Origin of the sequence: Streptomyces sp. NPDC051563 (genome assembly GCF_044454225.1) — a bacterium.
GTDB lineage: Bacteria > Actinomycetota > Actinomycetes > Streptomycetales > Streptomycetaceae > Streptomyces.
On sequence record NZ_JBITDL010000028.1, the window covers coordinates 42,271 to 60,410 of the forward strand.

The 18,140-nt window shown below is 71.3% G+C and carries 17 protein-coding genes and 1 pseudogene; 13 read left to right on the forward strand and 5 right to left on the reverse strand.

All coding sequences use genetic code 11. The features are described 5' to 3' along the window. Positions 1–30: 30 nt before the first annotated feature. Positions 31–684: a helix-turn-helix transcriptional regulator gene (locus ACIA8F_RS29075; protein ID WP_399383156.1), complete on the forward strand. Its 654-nt coding sequence runs from the start codon at positions 31–33 to the stop codon at positions 682–684. On the opposite strand, the gene ACIA8F_RS29080 is transcribed toward ACIA8F_RS29075, so the two are convergent. From ACIA8F_RS29080 to ACIA8F_RS29090, 3 genes and pseudogenes are all read right to left on the reverse strand, one after another. Further along, positions 582–1,016 carry a 4-oxalocrotonate tautomerase family protein gene (locus tag ACIA8F_RS29080; protein WP_399383158.1) on the reverse strand — a complete coding sequence of 145 codons (435 nt, stop codon included), beginning with the start codon at positions 1,014–1,016 and terminating at the stop codon, positions 582–584. The genes ACIA8F_RS29075 and ACIA8F_RS29080 overlap by 103 nt on opposite strands. Before the next feature lie 68 nt (positions 1,017–1,084). Next, positions 1,085–1,423 carry an SDR family oxidoreductase gene (locus tag ACIA8F_RS29085; RefSeq protein ID WP_399383267.1) on the reverse strand — a complete coding sequence of 113 codons (339 nt, stop codon included), beginning with the start codon at positions 1,421–1,423 and terminating at the stop codon, positions 1,085–1,087. A 16-nt stretch (positions 1,424–1,439) separates the two neighbouring features. Next, positions 1,440–1,586, reverse strand: a pseudogene (locus ACIA8F_RS29090) (SDR family NAD(P)-dependent oxidoreductase); the annotation flags it as partial. Between the two features lie 125 nt (positions 1,587–1,711). Between ACIA8F_RS29090 and ACIA8F_RS29095 the strand changes: the two are divergent. The 5 genes from ACIA8F_RS29095 to ACIA8F_RS29115 all read left to right on the forward strand — a co-directional run bounded on the left by ACIA8F_RS29095 (position 1,712) and on the right by ACIA8F_RS29115 (position 7,414). Beyond that, positions 1,712–1,831 carry a LysR family transcriptional regulator gene (locus tag ACIA8F_RS29095; RefSeq protein ID WP_399383268.1) on the forward strand — a complete coding sequence of 40 codons (120 nt, stop codon included), beginning with the start codon at positions 1,712–1,714 and terminating at the stop codon, positions 1,829–1,831. Positions 1,832–1,895: 64 nt separating this feature from the next. Beyond that, positions 1,896–2,240, forward strand: coding sequence for a LysR substrate-binding domain-containing protein (locus tag ACIA8F_RS29100; RefSeq protein WP_399383160.1), 345 nt, complete (start codon positions 1,896–1,898; stop codon positions 2,238–2,240). A 407-nt stretch (positions 2,241–2,647) separates the two neighbouring features. After that, positions 2,648–4,156, forward strand: coding sequence for a cellulase family glycosylhydrolase (locus tag ACIA8F_RS29105; RefSeq protein ID WP_399383162.1), 1,509 nt, complete (start codon positions 2,648–2,650; stop codon positions 4,154–4,156). A 16-nt stretch (positions 4,157–4,172) separates the two neighbouring features. After that, positions 4,173–5,969 (forward strand): glycoside hydrolase family 6 protein, encoded by a 1,797-nt coding sequence (locus tag ACIA8F_RS29110; protein WP_399383164.1) that lies wholly within the window; start codon positions 4,173–4,175, stop codon positions 5,967–5,969. A 266-nt stretch (positions 5,970–6,235) separates the two neighbouring features. Then, positions 6,236–7,414, forward strand: coding sequence for a serine hydrolase domain-containing protein (locus ACIA8F_RS29115; RefSeq protein WP_399383166.1), 1,179 nt, complete (start codon positions 6,236–6,238; stop codon positions 7,412–7,414). 111 nt (positions 7,415–7,525) lie between these two features. On the opposite strand, the gene ACIA8F_RS29120 is transcribed toward ACIA8F_RS29115, so the two are convergent. Beyond that, positions 7,526–8,578 carry a LacI family DNA-binding transcriptional regulator gene (locus ACIA8F_RS29120; protein WP_399383168.1) on the reverse strand — a complete coding sequence of 351 codons (1,053 nt, stop codon included), beginning with the start codon at positions 8,576–8,578 and terminating at the stop codon, positions 7,526–7,528. A 449-nt stretch (positions 8,579–9,027) separates the two neighbouring features. On the opposite strand from ACIA8F_RS29120, the gene ACIA8F_RS29125 reads away from it, so the two are divergent. From ACIA8F_RS29125 to ACIA8F_RS29140, 4 genes are all read left to right on the forward strand, one after another. After that, complete coding sequence (locus ACIA8F_RS29125; protein ID WP_399383170.1) at positions 9,028–10,401, forward strand: ABC transporter substrate-binding protein; 1,374 nt, start codon at positions 9,028–9,030, stop codon at positions 10,399–10,401. A gap of 147 nt (positions 10,402–10,548) precedes the next feature. Continuing rightward, positions 10,549–11,517: a carbohydrate ABC transporter permease gene (locus tag ACIA8F_RS29130; protein ID WP_399383172.1), complete on the forward strand. Its 969-nt coding sequence runs from the start codon at positions 10,549–10,551 to the stop codon at positions 11,515–11,517. Positions 11,518–11,521: 4 nt separating this feature from the next. Beyond that, positions 11,522–12,487 (forward strand): carbohydrate ABC transporter permease, encoded by a 966-nt coding sequence (locus ACIA8F_RS29135; protein WP_399383174.1) that lies wholly within the window; start codon positions 11,522–11,524, stop codon positions 12,485–12,487. 74 nt (positions 12,488–12,561) lie between these two features. Next, positions 12,562–13,998, forward strand: a complete 1,437-nt coding sequence (locus ACIA8F_RS29140; RefSeq protein WP_399383176.1) for a GH1 family beta-glucosidase — start codon at positions 12,562–12,564, stop codon at positions 13,996–13,998. Between the two features lie 42 nt (positions 13,999–14,040). On the opposite strand, the gene ACIA8F_RS29145 is transcribed toward ACIA8F_RS29140, so the two are convergent. Next, a complete protein-coding gene (locus ACIA8F_RS29145) occupies positions 14,041–15,513 on the reverse strand; it encodes a purine-cytosine permease family protein (protein ID WP_399383178.1) in 1,473 nt (490 codons plus the stop codon). Positions 15,514–15,730: 217 nt separating this feature from the next. On the opposite strand from ACIA8F_RS29145, the gene ACIA8F_RS29150 reads away from it, so the two are divergent. From ACIA8F_RS29150 to ACIA8F_RS29160, 3 genes are all read left to right on the forward strand, one after another. Further along, on the forward strand, positions 15,731–16,459 hold the full coding sequence (locus ACIA8F_RS29150; protein ID WP_399383180.1) for a TetR/AcrR family transcriptional regulator: 729 nt from the start codon (positions 15,731–15,733) through the stop codon (positions 16,457–16,459). A gap of 138 nt (positions 16,460–16,597) precedes the next feature. Next, positions 16,598–17,626, forward strand: a complete 1,029-nt coding sequence (locus ACIA8F_RS29155; protein ID WP_399383182.1) for an oxidoreductase — start codon at positions 16,598–16,600, stop codon at positions 17,624–17,626. Between the two features lie 53 nt (positions 17,627–17,679). Further along, on the forward strand, positions 17,680–18,003 hold the full coding sequence (locus tag ACIA8F_RS29160) for a putative quinol monooxygenase (RefSeq protein WP_399383184.1): 324 nt from the start codon (positions 17,680–17,682) through the stop codon (positions 18,001–18,003). Positions 18,004–18,140: the final 137 nt, after the last annotated feature.

Below are 18,140 nucleotides of genomic sequence, written 5' to 3' on the forward strand. Positions count from 1 at the left end.
GAATCAATCCACGTCGATTATATTTGCGCCATGACCGAGATGCCCCGCGATGCGGAGGACCAGCGCATCCACCACGCCCTGGCCGTACCGTCACGTCGGCGTCTGATGGCCCTGCTGCGGGAGGCGGACGGCCTGCTGGGCGTGGGGGACATGGCCGCCGCCACGGGGCTTTCGATCGCCACCGTGCGCCACCATCTGACCGCCCTCGCCGAAGCGGGCCTGGTCACGGCCACCGCCTCGGCCGGTCCGGGCCGGGGCCGTCCCCGGATGCGGTACGCGGCCACCGGGCCCGACCCCCGGGAGGAACCGGCGGACACCGCCTTCCGGGAGCTCGCCCAGGCCCTGGCCGAGGCCGTCGGCGGCGGCGGACCCGGCGCTTCCCGCGAAGCCGGTCTCGGGTGGGGCCGCCGGCTGGGCGGGAGCGGACCCGCTGCGGAGCGGGTGTTCGCCGCGGCCGCCCGGATGGGCTTCGCACCCGCCGACGCACCGGAGCCCGACCCCGGCACCCGTCGGGTACTGCTGCGGGCATGCCCGTACCGGGAGCTCGCCCGGACCCGGCCCGAGGTGGTGTGCGCCGTCCATCAAGGCGTCCTGGAGGGGCTGCTGGAGTCCAGCGGGACCACGGTGCGGCTACTGCCCTTCATCGGCCCGGACCTGTGCGCGGCGGACCTGCGTCCGGCCTGACCCAACTGACCGGCCTCACAGGCTCGACCCGCACCGTCCGCCCTACGGACTCCGACCGACCGCCACATGGCCGACCGCCGGGCCCGGTCGCCGGCTCGGCCGCGGGCGCGGTTGCGGGCGCGGGCGCGGTTGCGGGCGCGGTTGCGGTACTCGTCCGTCGGGACACCGCCCACGCCCCAGTCCTCCAGGGCGACTTGCTCCATGAGGACGAACGTGGTGGCCGGGTCCTTGTCGAGGACCTTGACCAGCAGGTCGGTGACTCCTGCGATGATCTCGGCCTTCTGCGACGCGGTGGCGCCTTCACGGGTGATCTTGACGTTGACGTACGGCACGGGATTCCTCTCCTCTAGGGGGGCGATGGCCACGGACGGGTGCGCACGCCCGGGCGTGCGGCCGGGTGTCAGATGCGACGGCCGGTGACATGGCCGCCGTCCACCCGCAGGGCGTGGCCTGTCACGAACCCGGCGCCTGCGAGGTAGAACACGGCGTCGGAGATCTCGGCGACCTCTCCGACCCGGCCCTGCAGGGTGAGGCTGCCGTAGAAGTCCACGTCCGAGGCCTCGTGGAGGGGGGTGCGGATGACTCCGGGCGGGGCCAGGTTGACGCTGATCCCGTCGACGGCGAGCTCGACGGCGAGGCCCGTCGTCAGCGCGTGCACACCGGCCTTGCCGACCACGGGTGCGGTGGCCGGGAAGCCCGCCAGTGCGTGGTCCACCAGCACGGTGCCGATGTTCACGATGCTTCCGCCCTCCCCCCTGGGCGCGCAGAGCCCGTACGAAGGCCTGGGTGGTGAGGTAGGTGCCCTCGAGGTTGTCCGTCAGACAGCGGTCGGGCTCGTCCTCCGTCATCTCGGTAAAGGGCTTCGGTGCGAAGGTGCCTGCGTTGTTGATCAGGACGTCGATCCGCCCTCAGCGCTCCACCGCCGTACGGACGAGGGCCTCGCCGGCCGCCCGGAAGGCCCAGGCGATGTCACCGCCGCCGAGCGCCTCTACTCAGCCAGCCAGCGCTGAGCCGGCAGCTCACCCGGCTGGAGGCGCGGCTCGGCATGCAGCTCTTCGTCCGGAAGGGCCGCCGCCTGGTCCCGAATGCCGCCAGCCGCCGGCCGCCGGCTCTTGGTCGCCGCCCGCCACGTCCTTGGCAAACTTGAATCGGCCGCGCGCCCTGCGCGAGCTCCGCGACGGGCGGGACCGGCGCGTGCGGTTCGCCGCACAGTGCAGCACCACATCGAGGTCCGGATCGAGACCGTCGCCGACGACGCGCCGATCCCGGCCCTGCTCGCCGACCTGGTCGACGTGGCCCTGGTGACCAAGCCGGACGTACAGATGGACCGGGTGTCCCTGACCCGGCTGTTCGAGGACGAGATGGTGGCGGTCGTGCCCGCCGGGCACCCGTGGGCGTCCCGCGCGCACGTGACGGCCCGCGACTTCGATGGTACGGACCTGGTGATCGAGATGGTGGCGGGCGGCAAAGGCCTGGCCGTCCTGTCCGATTGGGCGGCTTCGCCCTGTGCGGCCTCGCACGGTCTGGCCCGGTCCGCATGGGGGCGAAGCCGCTGACCCGCACGTGGTTTGTCGCCACCCGGACCGGCGTCGGCCCGCCCCACGTGGAGGCATTCGTCGAGGAACTCGTCGGCCGTCCGAGTTCCCCGCACGGACTGAGCGGGATCGGCCGGCCCGGGTGGCGCCGGATCTGCAGGGGGACGGTTCTCCTCTCGCTTCTCGGTGGAGGGGTGAGCGCGCGGATTGATGAGCACAAGCTGTGAACCAGTGGGAGCGCTCCCACTGTGCAGACGGGACTCAACGCCGTCAAGGTCCGTGAAGAGTCGAAGACCGTCCCACGGCAATTTGCTCAACTCCTCTGTTGCTTGACGTCAGTTGCCGCTACGGTCTGGCCCCAACCAGTGGGAGCGAATCCGTCAGTCGGCGCGCCGTCGAAAGCGCGCCCTCGCTGCAAGGACTCGCTCATGCGACACCCCCCACGTACATCCGCGCTGCTCACAACGGCAGCGTTAGCGATGGTGAGCTGCGCGCTCGCCGTCACGGGTACGGCCTCAGGAGCCGCGGCCGCACCCCCGTGCACAGTGACGTATTCGGTCGTCGGCCAATGGGCCGGCGGATTTCAGGGTTCGGTCACCGTCACCAACAACAGCCCCGCGCTGAACGGCTGGAGCCTCGGCTTCGGCTTCCCGGCCGGTCAGGTCCTCGGTCAGGGCTGGGGCGCCAAGTGGTCCCAGAGCGGGGCGGCCGTCACCGCCGCGAACGAGAGCTGGAACGCAGCACTCGGCACGGGCGCGAGCGTGACGACCGGCTTCATCGCCTCGTGGGCGGGCGCCAACACGCCGCCCGCCGCGTTCACGCTCAACGGGGCCGCCTGCAGCACCGGGTCCGGGCCCGGACCCGATCCCAGCGCCACTCCAACGCCAACTCCAACTCCTACGCCCACACCCACCGACCCGGCCTCCGGCGCGCCCGAACTGAGCGTCACCGGAAACCGGCTCACCGACCGGAACGGTGCCACCCGGCGCCTCCTCGGAGTCAACCGCTCCGGGGGCGAGTTCATGTGCGTCCAGGGCCACGGCATCTTCGACGGTCCCGTCGACGACGCCTCGGTGCGCGCCATCGCCGACTGGAAGGCCAACACCGTCCGCATTCCGCTCAACGAGGAGTGCTGGCTCGGGCTCGACACCATCAAGCCCGAGTACCGCGGCGCGAACTACGCGAGCGCCGTCAAGGCGCTGGTCGACCGGGTCCTCGCGCACGGCATGACCCCGGTCGTCGAACTGCACTGGACGTACGGCCAGTACACCGGCAACTCCTCGGGGTGCGCCGACGTCCACGCCTCCTGCCAGAAGCCGATGCCGGACGCCCAGTACGGCCCGGCGTTCTGGACCTCGGTGGCGAACACCTTCAAGAACGACCGGCGGGTCGTCTTCGACCTGTTCAACGAGCCCTATCCGGACCGGGCCGCATCCACCGCCGCCCAGGCATGGGCGTGCTGGCGCGACGGCGGCACGTGTCCGGGCATCGGCTACGAGGTCGCCGGCATGCAGGACCTGGTGGACGCCGTCCGCGCGACCGGCGCCCGCAATCTCGTGCTCGTCCCCGGCATCGCCTACTCCAACGACCTGAGCCAGTGGCTCACCCACTCCCCCACCGACCCGACGGGCAATCTGGCCGCGGCCTGGCACGTCTACAACTTCAACACCTGTTCCAGCGAAGCCTGTTGGGACTCGGCCCTCGCGCCGGTCGCCGACCGGGTCCCCCTCGTGGCGGGCGAGATCGGCGAGAACACCTGCACGCACGCGTTCGTCGACCGCGTCATGAAGTGGTTCGACGACCGCTCCCTCTCGTATCTCGGCTGGACCTGGAACACCTGGGACTGCAGCTCCGGTCCGGCCCTGATCACCTCGTACGACGGCACCCCCACCGCATTCGGCACCGGGCTGCGCGACCACCTGCGCGCCCTGAACTGAAAGGCATCCCCTCACCATGAGCCGCACAGCACTCGGCACGACCCCCCGCACCACGTCCCGTACGACCCGGCGCACCGCCCTGGTGGCGGCCCTCGGCCTGGTCACCGCCGCCGGCGCCACGGCCACCGTGTTCGGCACCTCCGCCGGCGCCGCCACCGCGGGCTGCAAGGTCGAGTACCAGATCACGAACCAGTGGAACACCGGCTTCGGCGCCAACGTCATCCTGACCAACACCGGTGACCCGGTCGCCTCCTGGACCGTCGAGTGGTCCTACGCGAACGGCCAGCAGGTCACCCAGGGCTGGAACGCCACGATCACCCAGTCCGGGGCGGCCGTGAGCGCCAAGAGCCTCTCGTACAACGGGAGCCTAGCCACGGGCGGTTCGACCTCCTTCGGCTTCAACGGTTCGCACACCGGCACCAACGCCGTACCGGCGACGTTCAAGCTCAACGGCGTCACCTGCAACGGCGCGACCGACCCGACCCAGCCGCCGACCACTCCTCCGACGACCCCGCCCACCACTCCCCCCACGACCCCGCCGACCACCCCGCCGCCGTCGGGCGGCAAGGCCGACAACCCGTACGCCGGTGCCAAGGTGTACGTGAACCCCGAGTGGTCCGCCAAGGCCGCCGCGGAGCCGGGCGGCTCCAGGATCTCGAACCAGCCCACCGGTGTCTGGCTGGACCGCACCGCCGCCATCGCGGGGACGGGCGGCTCGATGGGCCTGCGCGCCCACCTGGACGCGGCGCTGGCACAGAAGGGCAGCGGCGAGCTCGTGGTCCAGCTGGTGATCTACAACCTGCCCGGACGGGACTGCGCGGCGCTCGCCTCCAACGGCGAGCTGGGCCCGACCGAGATCGACAAGTACAAGACGCAGTACATCGACCCGATCGCCGCCATCCTCGCCGACACCAAGTACGCGGGCCTGCGCATCGTGACCACCGTGGAGATCGACTCCCTGCCGAACCTGGTCACCAACGTCACCGGGCGCCCGACCGCCACGGCCAACTGCGACGTCATGAAGGCCAACGGCAACTACGTCAAGGGCGTCGGGTACGCCCTGAACAAGCTGGGCTCGATCGCCAACGTCTACAACTACGTGGACGCGGGTCACCACGGCTGGCTCGGCTGGGACGACAACTTCGGCGCCTCCGCGGACATGTTCAAGCAGGCGGCGACCGCCGAGGGCTCCACGCTCGCCAAGGTGCACGGCTTCATCGTGAACACGGCCAACTACAGTGCGCTGAAGGAGGATTACTTCAAGATCGAGGACTCCGTCAACGGCACGTCGGTGCGCCAGTCGAAGTGGGTCGACTGGAACCGGTACACGGACGAGCTCTCCTACGCCCAGGCCATGCGGGCCAAGCTGGTCTCCCTGGGCTTCGACGCGAACCTCGGCATGCTGATCGACACCTCCCGCAACGGCTGGGGCGGCACGGCGCGGCCGACCGGACCCGGCGCGCAGACCAGCGTCGACACCTACGTCAACGGCGGCCGCTACGACCGGCGCATCCACCTCGGCAACTGGTGCAACCAGTCGGGCGCCGGCCTCGGCGAGCGGCCGCAGGCCGCGCCCGCGGCGGGCATCGACGCCTACGTGTGGATCAAGCCGCCGGGCGAGTCCGACGGGGCGAGCAAGGAGATCGCGAACGACGAGGGCAAGGGCTTCGACCGGATGTGCGACCCGACGTACACGGGCAACGCGCGCAACGGCAACAGCATGTCGGGGTCCCTCCCGGACGCGCCGCTGTCGGGCCGCTGGTTCTCGGCCCAGTTCCAGGAGCTCATGAAGAACGCCCACCCGGCGCTGTGACGCACCGCCGGTGAGCTGACCGTCCCGCTCCACCCACTCCACCCCACCCCGCCCGGCCCCGCTCACAGGCCGGAGCCGTACGGAAACCCCTGGTCTCCGTACGGCTCCGGCCGCGGCGCGCTCAGCGGGATCGGGTCCGGTGCGTGTCCCGGACGCGCCGGGCGCCAGGGAGTCGCTGAGGTGCGGGAGAGGGTCAGGGTGACTTCGGGGATGGGTCCGGGGTCACCCTGATGCCTGGTCGGATGGCGGCTGGCAGTGTGAGGATCATGACACCACCACGCATGTCACGAAGGGTCTTTGTGGGCGCCGCGCTGTCGGGAGCGGCCGCGCTGGCCACCACCGCGGTGCTGCCCATGAGCCGGGCCGTCGCCTCTCCCAGGTCTCCCGCTCCTCTTCCACCACTGGACACCGCCGCACTGCGGGCGGCGATCGAGGATCTGGAGCATCCACCGTCGACGGCAGCCCACTTGCTGGTCGGCGGCACGGCCGGCCGCTGGCGCGGCACCTCGGGCGTGGCCGACGTCACGACGCGGCGGCCGGTGACGGTGCACGACAAGTTCCGCATCGGCAGCATCACCAAGGTCTTCGTCGCCACGGTGGTGTTGCAGCTCGTGGCCGAGGGCCGGGTCGTCCTGGATGCACCGGTGCAGCACGTCCTGCCGGGGTTGCTGCCGGATCGGTTCTCGCCCGTCACCGTGGCGCATCTGCTGAACCACACCAGCGGGCTGCCGGATCACGTCGGCATCCCCGAACCGGTCACCGCAGAGGACGTCTTACGCCACCGCTTCGACCATTGGACGCCGCAGGAGTGGGTGGCGACGGTGACGCGCCTGCCGCTGAAGTTCGCCCCGGGCACTCGGCAGGAGTACCGAGGCATCCATTACGTTCTGGCCGCGATGATCATCGACGAGGTGACCGGACGCCCGTACGGAGAGGCGGTCGAAGCCCGCATCCTGCGCCCTCTGGGCCTGACCCGCACCGTCGTACCCGGCAACGATCCGCAGGTGCGCGGCCCCCACGTGCACGGATACCTGGCGTTGGCCGACGGCGGCCTGCGGGACATCACCTCCTACGACCAGTCGTCCGCCCGGGGCGAGGGCGACATGATCTCCACCGCGGGCGACCTCGACCGGATGCTCTCCGCCCTGTTCTCCGGCGAACTGCTCCGGCCGGAGCTGCTCGAGCCGATGTTCACCCTGCCACCGGACCACGTGCGCATGCTGGACGGTTCCCCGGCTCGCTACAGCAGCGGCCTTCAGCAGGCCACCGTCAACGGCGTGACCCTCTGGGGGAAGACCGGCGAGACGTACGGCTACAAGAACGCCGCGTTCTCCACGCGTGACCGGCAACGTCGCTTCGTGCTCGCCTACAACCCGACGGCCGCCCGCGGCTCCGGGGAGAGCCAGATGGTCGCCAGGGTGGCCGACCTGCTCACCCGCAGCTGAGCCCTGAGGGTCCGGGGCGGCCAGATGCCTGTCGGCCACGTCGGCCACGTCGGGCCGCAGTCACTCGCCGACGGCTGCGGCGAGGGGGAACCGGTCTCCTGGTGACCGGCCTCAGGAAGAATCCCGCACGACCAGTTCCGTCGGGAGGACCCTGCGCGCCGCCTCCTCTTTCGCCCCCGGCGTTGCCGAGCCGGCTCCGGAACCCTCCGCGATCTTCTGGAGCAGCAGCCGGGTCATCGTGCGGCCCATCTCCTCGATCGGCTGGCGCACGCTGGTCAGGGGCGGGTCCATCAGGCGGGCCACCGCGGAGTCGTCGACCCCGACCAGGGCCACGTCCTCGGGGATCCGGCGTCCGGCCTCGCGCAGCACCCCGCGCGCGCCGGCCGCCATCACGTCGGAGGCGGCGAAGACCGCGTCCAGGCCGGGGGCCCGCTCCAGGAGCTCGCGCATCGCCAGCCGGCCGCCCTCCTCGGTGAAGTCGGCGGTCGCCACGAGGGACTCGTCGGGCTGGATCCCGGCCTCGGCGAGCCCCGCGCGGTAGCCGCCCAGACGCGCCCGTGCCACGTACATGTCCAGCGGTCCGCTGATGGTGGCGATCCTGCCCCGGCCTCGTCCCACCAGGTGGGCGACGGCGGCCCGTCCCGCGCCGATGTTGTCGGAGTCCACGTAGGCGACGGGTTCGGCCTCGGAGCGCCGCCCGTTCATGACCACCGGCAGGCCCAGCTGCGCGATACGGTCCGGCAGCGGGTCGTCGCCGTGGACGGACGCCAGCAGCACGCCGTCGACCCGCTGGGCGGCCAGGTAGTCCTCGAAGCGCCGGCGCTCGGCCTCGGTCCGGACCAGGGTGAGCAGCAACTGCTTGTCGGCTGAGGCCAGTTCGGCGCTGACCCCGCGGATCAGGTCGAGGAAGTACGGCTCGGAGAAGAGCCTGGCCTCGGTCTCCGGAATGACGAGGGCGACCGCATCGGTCCGGCTGCCGGCCAGCGCCCTGGCCGCCTGATTGGGTACGTACCCCAGCTCGGCCACGGCGCGGGCTACGGCTTGCCGGGCCTGCTCGCTCACCCGCGGCGAGCCGTTGATCACCCGGGAGACGGTGCCCCGGCCGACTCCGGCCAGGGCCGCGACCTCTTCCAGGGTGGGCCTGCCGTTCTGCCGTCCGCTCACGATGCTCGAACTCCCCTCGTGCGCCCTCGCGCTCCGGGCCGGTGCGTGCCGGGCCGGAGCACGGCTGATCAGGTAAGAAGCGGATCCCGCCCCCCGTCTCACGCGGAACACGTTACGCCGCCCCGGCGCACGGAAGGTCCAAATGGGAGCGCTCCCACACTACTCATGATCCCGCCGTGCCGCCACGTCCGCGTTCACAACCCGACGAGGCCGCATCGCGAAGCGGGGCCCCCGACGCACCGGACGCCCTCCCGTCACGAATTCGCGTTCATGTCTTGACACCCGCACCCGCCAAGCAGCAACCTTCCGGCAACGACGTGGGAGCGCTCCCACTCCTGGATGCGAGAACGACCTTCACATCAGGTCCGGGCCGGACCCTCGCCGAGCCGCGAACAGCCCGCCGGACCCCCTGGCGCACAACGAGCACCACCTTGGACGAGGAGAGTGGAATGCGCACTTCCAGCAGCAGCAGACACGGACGCGGACGCCGCACCGCGATCAACGCGGTCACCGCGATCGCCGTCGTGGCGACCGGCACGGCCCTGCTCACCGGCTGCGGCAGCGACGGCGACGGCAGCAGCAAGGGCAAGGCCGACGGTGCGGCCGGCGGCGGGCAGATCACGCTGCGGATCGGAACCTTCGGCTCGTTCGGCTACGACGACGCCACCGGGGCCAAGCTCTACGCCGAGTACGAGAAGGCCCACCCGAACATCAAGATCGAAGAGTCGAACGTCGCCGACGGCCAGAAGTACTGGGACACGCTCAAGCTGCGCCTCTCCCGCGACAGCGGCCTCGCGGACATCCAGGCCCTGGAAGTGGGCTACATCGCGGAGGCGACCGGTTCCGCCATGGCGGACAAGTGGACCGACCTCGGCAAGACGGGCGGCGCCGACCTCGGCGCGTTCCTCGACTGGAAGGTCAAGCAGGCCACCACGGCCGACGGCAAGGTCATCGGCCTCGGCACGGACATCGGCCCGATGGCCATCTGCTACAACAAGGACCTCTTCGCCCAGGCCAAGCTCCCGACCGACCGCACCGAGGTCGCCAAGCTGTGGGCGGGCGACTGGGACAAGTTCCTCCGGACCGGTGAGACGTACAAGAAGAACGCCCCTGCCGGGACCGCCTTCCACGACTCCGCCAGCGGCCTGTTCAACGCGGTGATCTCCAGCCAGCCCGTGCAGTACGCAAACACCAAGGGCGAGCTGGACTACGAGAACAGCCCCGGAGTGAAGAAGGCGTGGGACACCGCCGTGGCGGCGGCGAAGGGCGAACTGACCGCCAAGCTGCGCCAGTTCGACGAGAAGGGCACCTGGAACGCCGCCTTCAAGAACGCGAAGTTCGCCACCGTCGCCTGCCCCAGCTGGATGACGGGCATCATCAAGGACCAGGCGGGCCCGGAGAACCAGGGCAGGTGGGACATCGCCGCGCCGCCCGTGGCCGGCAACTGGGGCGGTTCGTTCCTCGCCGTGCCGAAGTCCGGCAAGCACACCAAGGAGGCCGCCGAGCTCGCCGCGTGGCTCACCGCACCCGCGCAGCACGCGAAGGTCTTCGCCGTGAACGGCAACATTCCCTCCACCAAGGACACGCTCACCTCCGCGACCGTGCAGGACGCCAAGCTGCCGTACTTCGGTGACACCCCGGTCGGCAAGATCTACTCGGAGGCCGCGGCCGGCATCACGCCCGCCCCGATCAGCCGCTGGGACGGCCAGGTGAAGACCTTTCTCACCGACAACGGCATCCTCGACATCGAGCAGCGCGGCACCGATCCGGTGAAGGCCTGGGAGAACGTCAAGAAGCTGGTCGACGACAAGATCGAGAAGTAGCGGGGAGCGCGCGCGGCCCGTCGCCGCCCACGGGCGGCGGGCCACCGCCGTCCGCACCGCGCGTACGCGTCACCACCCCGTACGCACCACCCCGTACGCACCACCCCGCACGCACCTCCGTACGCACCGACCCGGAAGGACGCCCCCGTGGCCACCTCCGTACGGGCGACCAGTGGCGGCTCCCCGCCGCCCACCAGCCTGCGCAGCACGCTCTACCGCCTGGACCTGAAGGCGGTCCCCTACGTCTTCGTCGCCCCCTTCTTCCTCACCTTCGCGGCCTTCGGGCTCTTCCCCCTGATCTACACGGGCTGGCTCTCGCTCCACCGGGTCGAACTCGGCGGCAGCGCGCAGTGGAAGGGGCTGGAGAACTACAGCTCCCTGGCGACCAGCGAGTTCTTCTGGAACGCGCTGGGCAACACCTTCACCATCGGCGTGATCTCCACCGTCCCCCAGCTGCTGATGGCCCTCGGCCTCGCGCACCTGCTCAACTACCGGCTCCGCGGCCGGGGTTTCTTCCGCGTCGCGGTCCTCGCCCCGTACGCCACCTCGATCGCCGCGGCGACGCTCGTCTTCGCCCAGCTGTTCAACACCGACTACGGGCTGATCAACACCGCTCTGGGCTGGGCCGGCTTCGAACCGGTCGCCTGGGAGTCCTCCAAGTGGCCCGCGCAGATCGCGATCTCGGCGATCGTGACCTGGCGCTGGACGGGCTACAACGCACTCATCTACCTGGCGGCGATGCAGGCCGTACCGCAGGACCTCTACGAGGCCGCCGCGCTGGACGGGGCTTCGCGCCTGCGGCAGTTCCTCAGCGTCACCATCCCCTCCATCCGGCCGACGATCCTCTTCACGGTCATCGTCTCCACCATCGGTGCCACCCAGCTCTTCGGGGAGCCGATGCTCTACGGGGGCAGCGTCGGCATCAGCGGGGGCAGCGGGAACCAGTTCCAGACGCTGAGCCTGCTCATGTACGAGAAGGGCTGGGTGACCGGCGCGCTGGGCCAGGCTTCCGCCATCGCGTGGGTCATGCTGCTGCTCCTTCTGCTCATCGGCGGCCTCCAGGCCCTGATCACCCGCACGCACCACCAGCGCAAGAACAAGAAGCCGGGGAGCTGAGCTCATGGCCCGCACGCTCGATACGCCCGCCTCCACCTCGGCCTCGGCCTCCGCGCCCGTGCCCCCGGGCGGCCCCGGGCGCCCGCCCGGGGCCGCGGCCCCCGCGCCGGCGCGGCGCCGCGGCCCGTTCCGGCAGTCGGCGGGACGTCAGCACCACGCGGGACCGCTGACGTACGTCCTCCTCGGTTTCGCCGCCCTGGTCTCCCTCTTCCCGCTGTACTGGAACCTCGTCGCGGCCTCGCACACCGGCGAGCGCGTGGTCGAGGCCCCGGCTCCGCTGCTGCCCGGCCCCCGGCTCTTCGACAACCTCGCCTTCGCCTGGAACCAGGTCGACATGGGCGAGGCGCTGGTCAACACGACCGTCGTGGCCGGGCTCGTGGCCCTGTCCACCGTGCTGTTCTCCACCCTGGCCGGCTTCGCCTTCGCCAAGCTGCCCTTCAAGGGCCGGGGCGCCCTCCTGGCGCTGGTGGTGGCGACCATGACGATCCCGCCGCAGCTCAGCGTGATCCCGCTCTACCAGATCATCACGGACCTCGGCTGGGTCGATCAGCTCCAGTCGGTCGTGCTGCCCTCGCTGGTCGCCGCCTTCGGGGTGTTCTTCATGCGCCAGTACCTCATCGAGGCCCTGCCGGTGGAGCTGGTGGAGGCGGCGAGGATGGACGGGGCGCACAGTCTGCGCATCATCTGGCACGTGGTGTTCCCGGTGGCCCGGCCCGCGATGGCGGTCCTCGGGATGCTCGTCTTCGTCCAGGCCTGGAACGATTTCTTCTGGCCGTTCATCGCGCTGACCCCGGACGGGAATCCGACCCTCCAGGTCGCCCTGGCCGGCCTCGGCGCGGGCGCCCACACCGTGGACCAGGCCGTCGTACTGACCGGCGCGCTCATCTCCACACTGCCGCTGCTGCTGGTCTTCGCCGTGCTCGGCAAGCACATCGTGGGCGGCATCACCGCCGGGGCCGTCAAGAACTGACCGCCCCGTACCCTGCCCCGCCCTGCCCCGCTGTCCGCACCCCTCCATCCACACTACGTTGGGAGCGCCCTCCTATGACCGCGTCCGAGACCCGGCCGCTCACCGCCGTCCGCTCTTTCCCGTCCGGCTTCCTGTGGGGCACGGCCACCGCCGCGTACCAGATCGAGGGCGCCGCCCGGGAGGACGGCCGGACCCCGTCCATCTGGGACACCTTCTCGCACACCCCGGGCAAGGTCTTCGAAGGCCATACCGGTGACGTGGCGGTGGACCACTACCACCGCTTCCCCGAGGACGTCCGGCTGATGTCCGAACTCGGCCTGGGTGCCTACCGGTTCTCCGTGTCCTGGTCGCGCGTCCAGCCGACGGGCCGGGGCCCGGCCGTGCAGAAGGGGCTCGACTTCTACCGCAAGCTGGTGGACGAGCTGCTCTCCGCCGGTGTCACGCCCGCCCTCACCCTCTACCACTGGGACCTCCCCCAGGAATTGGAGGACGCGGGCGGCTGGCCGGAGCGCGCCACCGCCGAGCGCTTCGCCGAGTACGCGGGGCTCGTCGCCGACGCCCTCGGGGACCGGGTGAAGCACTGGATCACCCTCAACGAGCCCTGGTGCAGTGCGTTCCTCGGGTACGCCTCCGGTGTGCACGCCCCGGGCCGGACCGACCCGGTCGCCGCCCTGCGCGCGGCCCATCACCTCAACCTCGGCCACGGGCTCGCCGTGCAGGCCCTGCGCGCGGCGCTGCCCGGGGACGGCCAGGTCGCGGTCTCCCTCAACCTCCACGAGGTACGTCCCCTGACGTCCTCGGCCGCGGACCGGGAGGCGGCCCGGCGCATCGACGCCGTAGGCAACCGGATCTGGCTCGGGCCGATGCTGGAGGGTGCCTACCCCCAGGACCTGCTGGCCGACACCGCGCACCTGACCGACTGGTCCTTCGTACGGGACGGGGACACCGCCGCGGTGCACCAGCCCCTGGACCTGCTCGCCGTGAACTACTACACCCCGACGGTCGTCTCGCGGGCGGCGGAGGGCGAAGGGGTGCCGCAGGACGACGGGCACGGCGACAGTGCGCACTCGCCGTGGCCCGGCGCGGAGGGCGTGGCCTTCCACCGGGCGCCGGGTGAACGTACGGCGATGGGCTGGCCGGTCGATGCGAGCGCCCTGTACGAGCTGCTGACCCGGACCGCCGCCCGGTATCCCGGGCTGCCGCTGGTGGTCAGCGAGAACGGGGCGGCGTACGAGGACGAGGTCGGTCCGGACGGCACGGTGCACGACCCGCTCCGCGCCGCCTACATCCACGCCCACCTCGACGCCGTGCACCGGGCGATCAGCGAGGGGGTGGACGTGCGCGGGTACTTCCTGTGGTCGCTGCTCGACAACTTCGAGTGGTCGTACGGGTACGCCAAGCGGTTCGGTGCGGTCCACGTGGACTACGAGACGCTGGAGCGCACGCCCAAATCGAGTGCCCGCTGGTACGCCCGCGTGGCGCGCTCCGGTGAGCTGCACGCTCCGTCGTAGCGGGTGCACGTCCGCCGGCGCCGGGCGTCCGGGCGCCCGGGGTCAGGCCGGCGGCACGGCGGCCGGGCCCCGTAGGGAGCGGCGCATCAGCAGCCCGTAGAGGGCCGCGGACACGATGATCCCGGCGGGCAGGGAGAGGTCCACACCGCCCAGGGCCCGGGCGACGGGGCCCGTGTAGAGGGTGTCCACGCAGAGGGCGGAGGCCGCGATGCCCGCCGTCAGGGCCAGCGCGCCGGACCGGTTGACGCCCCCGGTGTACCAGAAGGGGCTGCCCGGGGTCTCGTCGGTGAGGGCGGGGCCGTCGTAGCGGCAGCGGCGGAGCAGGATGTCGGTCGCGTAGACGGCGGTACCGGGGCCCAGCACGACGACGGTCAGCTGGAGGAGGTTGCCGACCGTGTCGAGGAAGTTGGAGACGAGGAGGGCGTAGAGGGTCACGCCGACCCCGAGCGCTCCGTCGACCAGGACCCCGAGGGAGCGGCCGACGCGGACGCCGGCGGCCTGGAGGGCGAGGCCGGAGCTGTAGGCGGTCATGGCGTTGTTGGCGATCGTGCCGAGCACGATCGCCGACAGGAACACGGGCGAGAACCAGGAGGGCAGGATGCCTTCCAGTCCGGCCTGCGGTTCGGTCATGTCCACGACGGTCGCGGCGAGGGCGCCCAGGGTGCTGAGGAGGACTCCGGGCAGGAATCCGCCGAGCGCCGTCCAGCCCGCGACGGCCCACGGAGAGGTCGTGCGCGGCAGGTAGCGGGAGAAGTCCGCGCTGTTGGCGTATGAGAGCGGGCCGGACGCGATGAGGGTGACGCCCGCCGCGAGGGCGGCCCACAGGGCAATGCCGGTCAGGGGTTCTCCGGGCTGGTGGCCGAGGTCGGCGCGGGTGCACACGTAAGCGGCGACGAAGGCGAACGTGACCGTGAGGGCGATCGCGATCGGAGGGTAGAGCGTGACCATGGTGGCGTGTCCGTAGACGCCGATGGCCAGGGTGACGGCCGCGATGACCACCACGACGGCGACCTTGACTCCGCTGGTCGTCTCGATGCCCGCCTTCTCGACGAGGACGAAGGCGGCGACCGCGGCGGCGGCGAGGTTGAGGGCGATGTAACAGATGCAGAGCAGCCAGCCGTTGACGGCGATGTTCACCCGGTTGCCGCGGATGCCGTACATCGCCCGCGCGACCACCTCGCTCGGCGTCCCCGAGGCCGGCCCCGAGACGGCGAGCAGGCCGATCGGCGCCCAGAACAGGCTGCCCGCCACGATGACCGCGACGGCCTGCCACAGGCTCAGGCCCATGAGGACGAGGGCGCCGCCGACCACCATGCTCAGGTAGTTCACGTTCGCCGCCGCCCAGACGGCGAACAGCTCGCGGGCCCGGCCGTGGCGTTCCCCGTCGGGGACGTGGTCGATGCCGTGGGCCTCGATCCTGCCGGGGCGGTCCGTATCCGCGCCCGCGCCCGTGCCCTTGTCTCTGCCCCTGCCCCTGCTCGTGCCCGCGCCCTTGTCCGGATCCGTGGCTGCCATGGAGACCTCCGTCTGCGGTGTTGCCCATCTGCGTGTCATGGCGGAGGCGTTCGCGCGCTCTCTCCTGCGATCTTCACGCACCCGGGTCGCGGTGACGTACGACGACATCAGCGCTCTCGGGCGCCCCGGCCGGCCGGGGTCTCGGTCCCGGTACTCGGCCCGAACCCCTACGAGGGCCGCACGCAAGGCAGTTGTCGCTGACGGGTACGGTTTCGGCATGGACGATTACGCAACGAATTCGACATACGGCGACGCGATCCTGTCGGAGCTGATCAAGGACACCGCGCGGGTGCAGCTGGTGAAACTGGGCGGCGGCGGGCTGTCCCTGGACTCGGTGGCGCAGGACTGCGGTCGTACCGTCACCGAAGTGCGGGCCCTCTTCCCGGACCGGGACGAGCTGCTGACCGCGCTGGTCGTCGATGCCTACGACGCGTCCGGCGCCGCCATGGAACAGGCCGACGAGGCCGCCGCCGGGGTCGGCGCCACGGCGGGTGCGCGGCTGCTCGCGGTCACGCGCGCGCTGCGGCAGTGGTCCTTCGACCACCCCGCCGAGTTCACGCTGATCTACGGATCGCCCGTACCCGGTTACCACGCCCCGCAGGACACCGTCCTGCCCGCCTCGCGCACGCCCGGCGTCCTCGCCCGCATCGTGGGCGCGGCCTTGGCGGGCGGCGAACTCACCCCGCCCCGGCGAGCGGTGCCCGGGCCGCCGCTGCTGCTGCCGGCTGCCGTGGAGGCCTTCGGCGGCTTGCCCCCGGAGCCGTTCCCGGACGTCATCGAGCGCGGGATCGTGCTGTGGAGCAGCCTGATCGGACTTCTCGTGTTCCAGGTCTTCAGCCGCACCCACGACAGCGTCCGGGACGAGGCCGCCTTCTTCGACTACGCCATCGCCGTGGCGGCCGAGGGCATCGGACTCGTGGTCCCCCTGGACGGGGACGCCTCCTGACGACCGGGGTCCTCGACCAGGGATTTCGCGAGCGGGTTACCGTATCCCTTCATTCGAGGGGGAACACCGATGTCGCATCACAGTGGGTGGGAAAACCACCCGGGTCAGCCCGTGCCGCCGCAGTGGGGAGGTGGCTGGATGCCGCCTCCCGCACCACAGCCGGGCGTCATACCGCTGCGCCCGCTCGCCACGGGCGAGGTGCTGGGCGGGGCCTTCGGGACGTTCCGGCGCTACTGGAAGCCCCTGATCGGCGTCATGGCCGCGGTGCAGGGGATAGCGATCCTGCTCGTGACCGCGGCCTTGGCCCTCACTGTCGTCGTCGCCTACGACCGGTTCGGCGCCGTCTTCGACCTCGCCCCGGGAGAAAGCCCAGAGGGCTCGGACGTGGCGGCCCTCTTCCTGTCCTTCGTACCGGCGGGCGTGGTCCTGCTCCTCGTGATGACGGTGGCCGCCGGGATGTCCAGCGCCCTGTGCCCCGCGGTGATCCAGGAGGCGGTGCTCGGGCGTCCCGCGACCTTCGGCTCGATGTGGCGCCGCAGCTGCTCCCGGCTGCCGTCGGTGCTCGGCACCGTCCTGCTCGTCTCGCTGATCGCGGGCGCACCCGCGCTCGTGCTGTACGCGATCTGCATCCCGCTGATCATCATGAACACGGACCTGGACGGCTCCGGCCCGCCGGCCGCCTTCGGAGTGCTCCTCCTGGGCTCGCTGCTGTGCGTCCCCTTCTCCGTCTGGATCATGGCCAGGTTCAGCCTGGCGCCCGCCGCGGCGGTGTGCGAGGGGCTCGGCCCCGTCGGGGCCCTGCGTCGCTCTGCGCACCTGGTGCGCGAAGGCTGGTGGAGGGTGTTCGGCATCTCGCTGCTCGGGTACGTCGTGGCATCGGCCGCGGCGTACGCCATCCAGATGCCGTTCGGCTTCGTCGGCATGTTCGGCCTCTTCCCGGTCCTGCCGGGACCGGACGGTGCCGCGGCGGAGCCGAGCCAGTTGGTCTTCGGGTTCCTGATCTACGGGGTGACCATGCTGCTCGGCATCGTCATCAGCTCGCTGTTCCAGTTCAGCTACCCGCAGCTGGTCCTCGCCCTGCTCTACGTCGACCAGCGGATGCGCAAGGAAGACCTAGCGGCGACCCTCACGGCCGCCGCACATCCGGCGCCGGCGGCGGCGCCGTAGGGGGTGTCTTGCCGATCGGGCCGGGCGCGCGGGCGCGCACCTACAATGCTCGAATGATCTTCATTGTGGTCAAATTCCCCGTCAAGTCCGAGTACGTCGAGCAGTGGCCCGAGCTGGTCGCGGAGTTCACGCAGGCCACCCGTGCCGAGCCGGGCAACCTGTGGTTCGAGTGGTCCCGCAGCCTGGAGGAGCCGGACACCTACATGCTCGTCGAGGCCTTCCAGGACGGCGCCGCGGAAGCGCACGTCACCTCGGCGCACTTCCGCAAGGCCCTGGAGACCATGCGCCCGCTGGTCACCCGGACGCCGGAGATCGTCAGCACGACCATCGAGGGCGCGACCGGCTGGAGCCCGATGGGCGAGCTCCAGATCGACTGACAACCGCCCCGCACCACCCCGCACCCCGGATCCACGCCCGGGTCTGCTCCCCTTCACGCCCCGGCCGCTCCCGGGCCCTCCCCGTGCCACGTGCCGCGGAGCGCCCCCGGGAGCGGTGCGCGTGCAACACGTTCAGC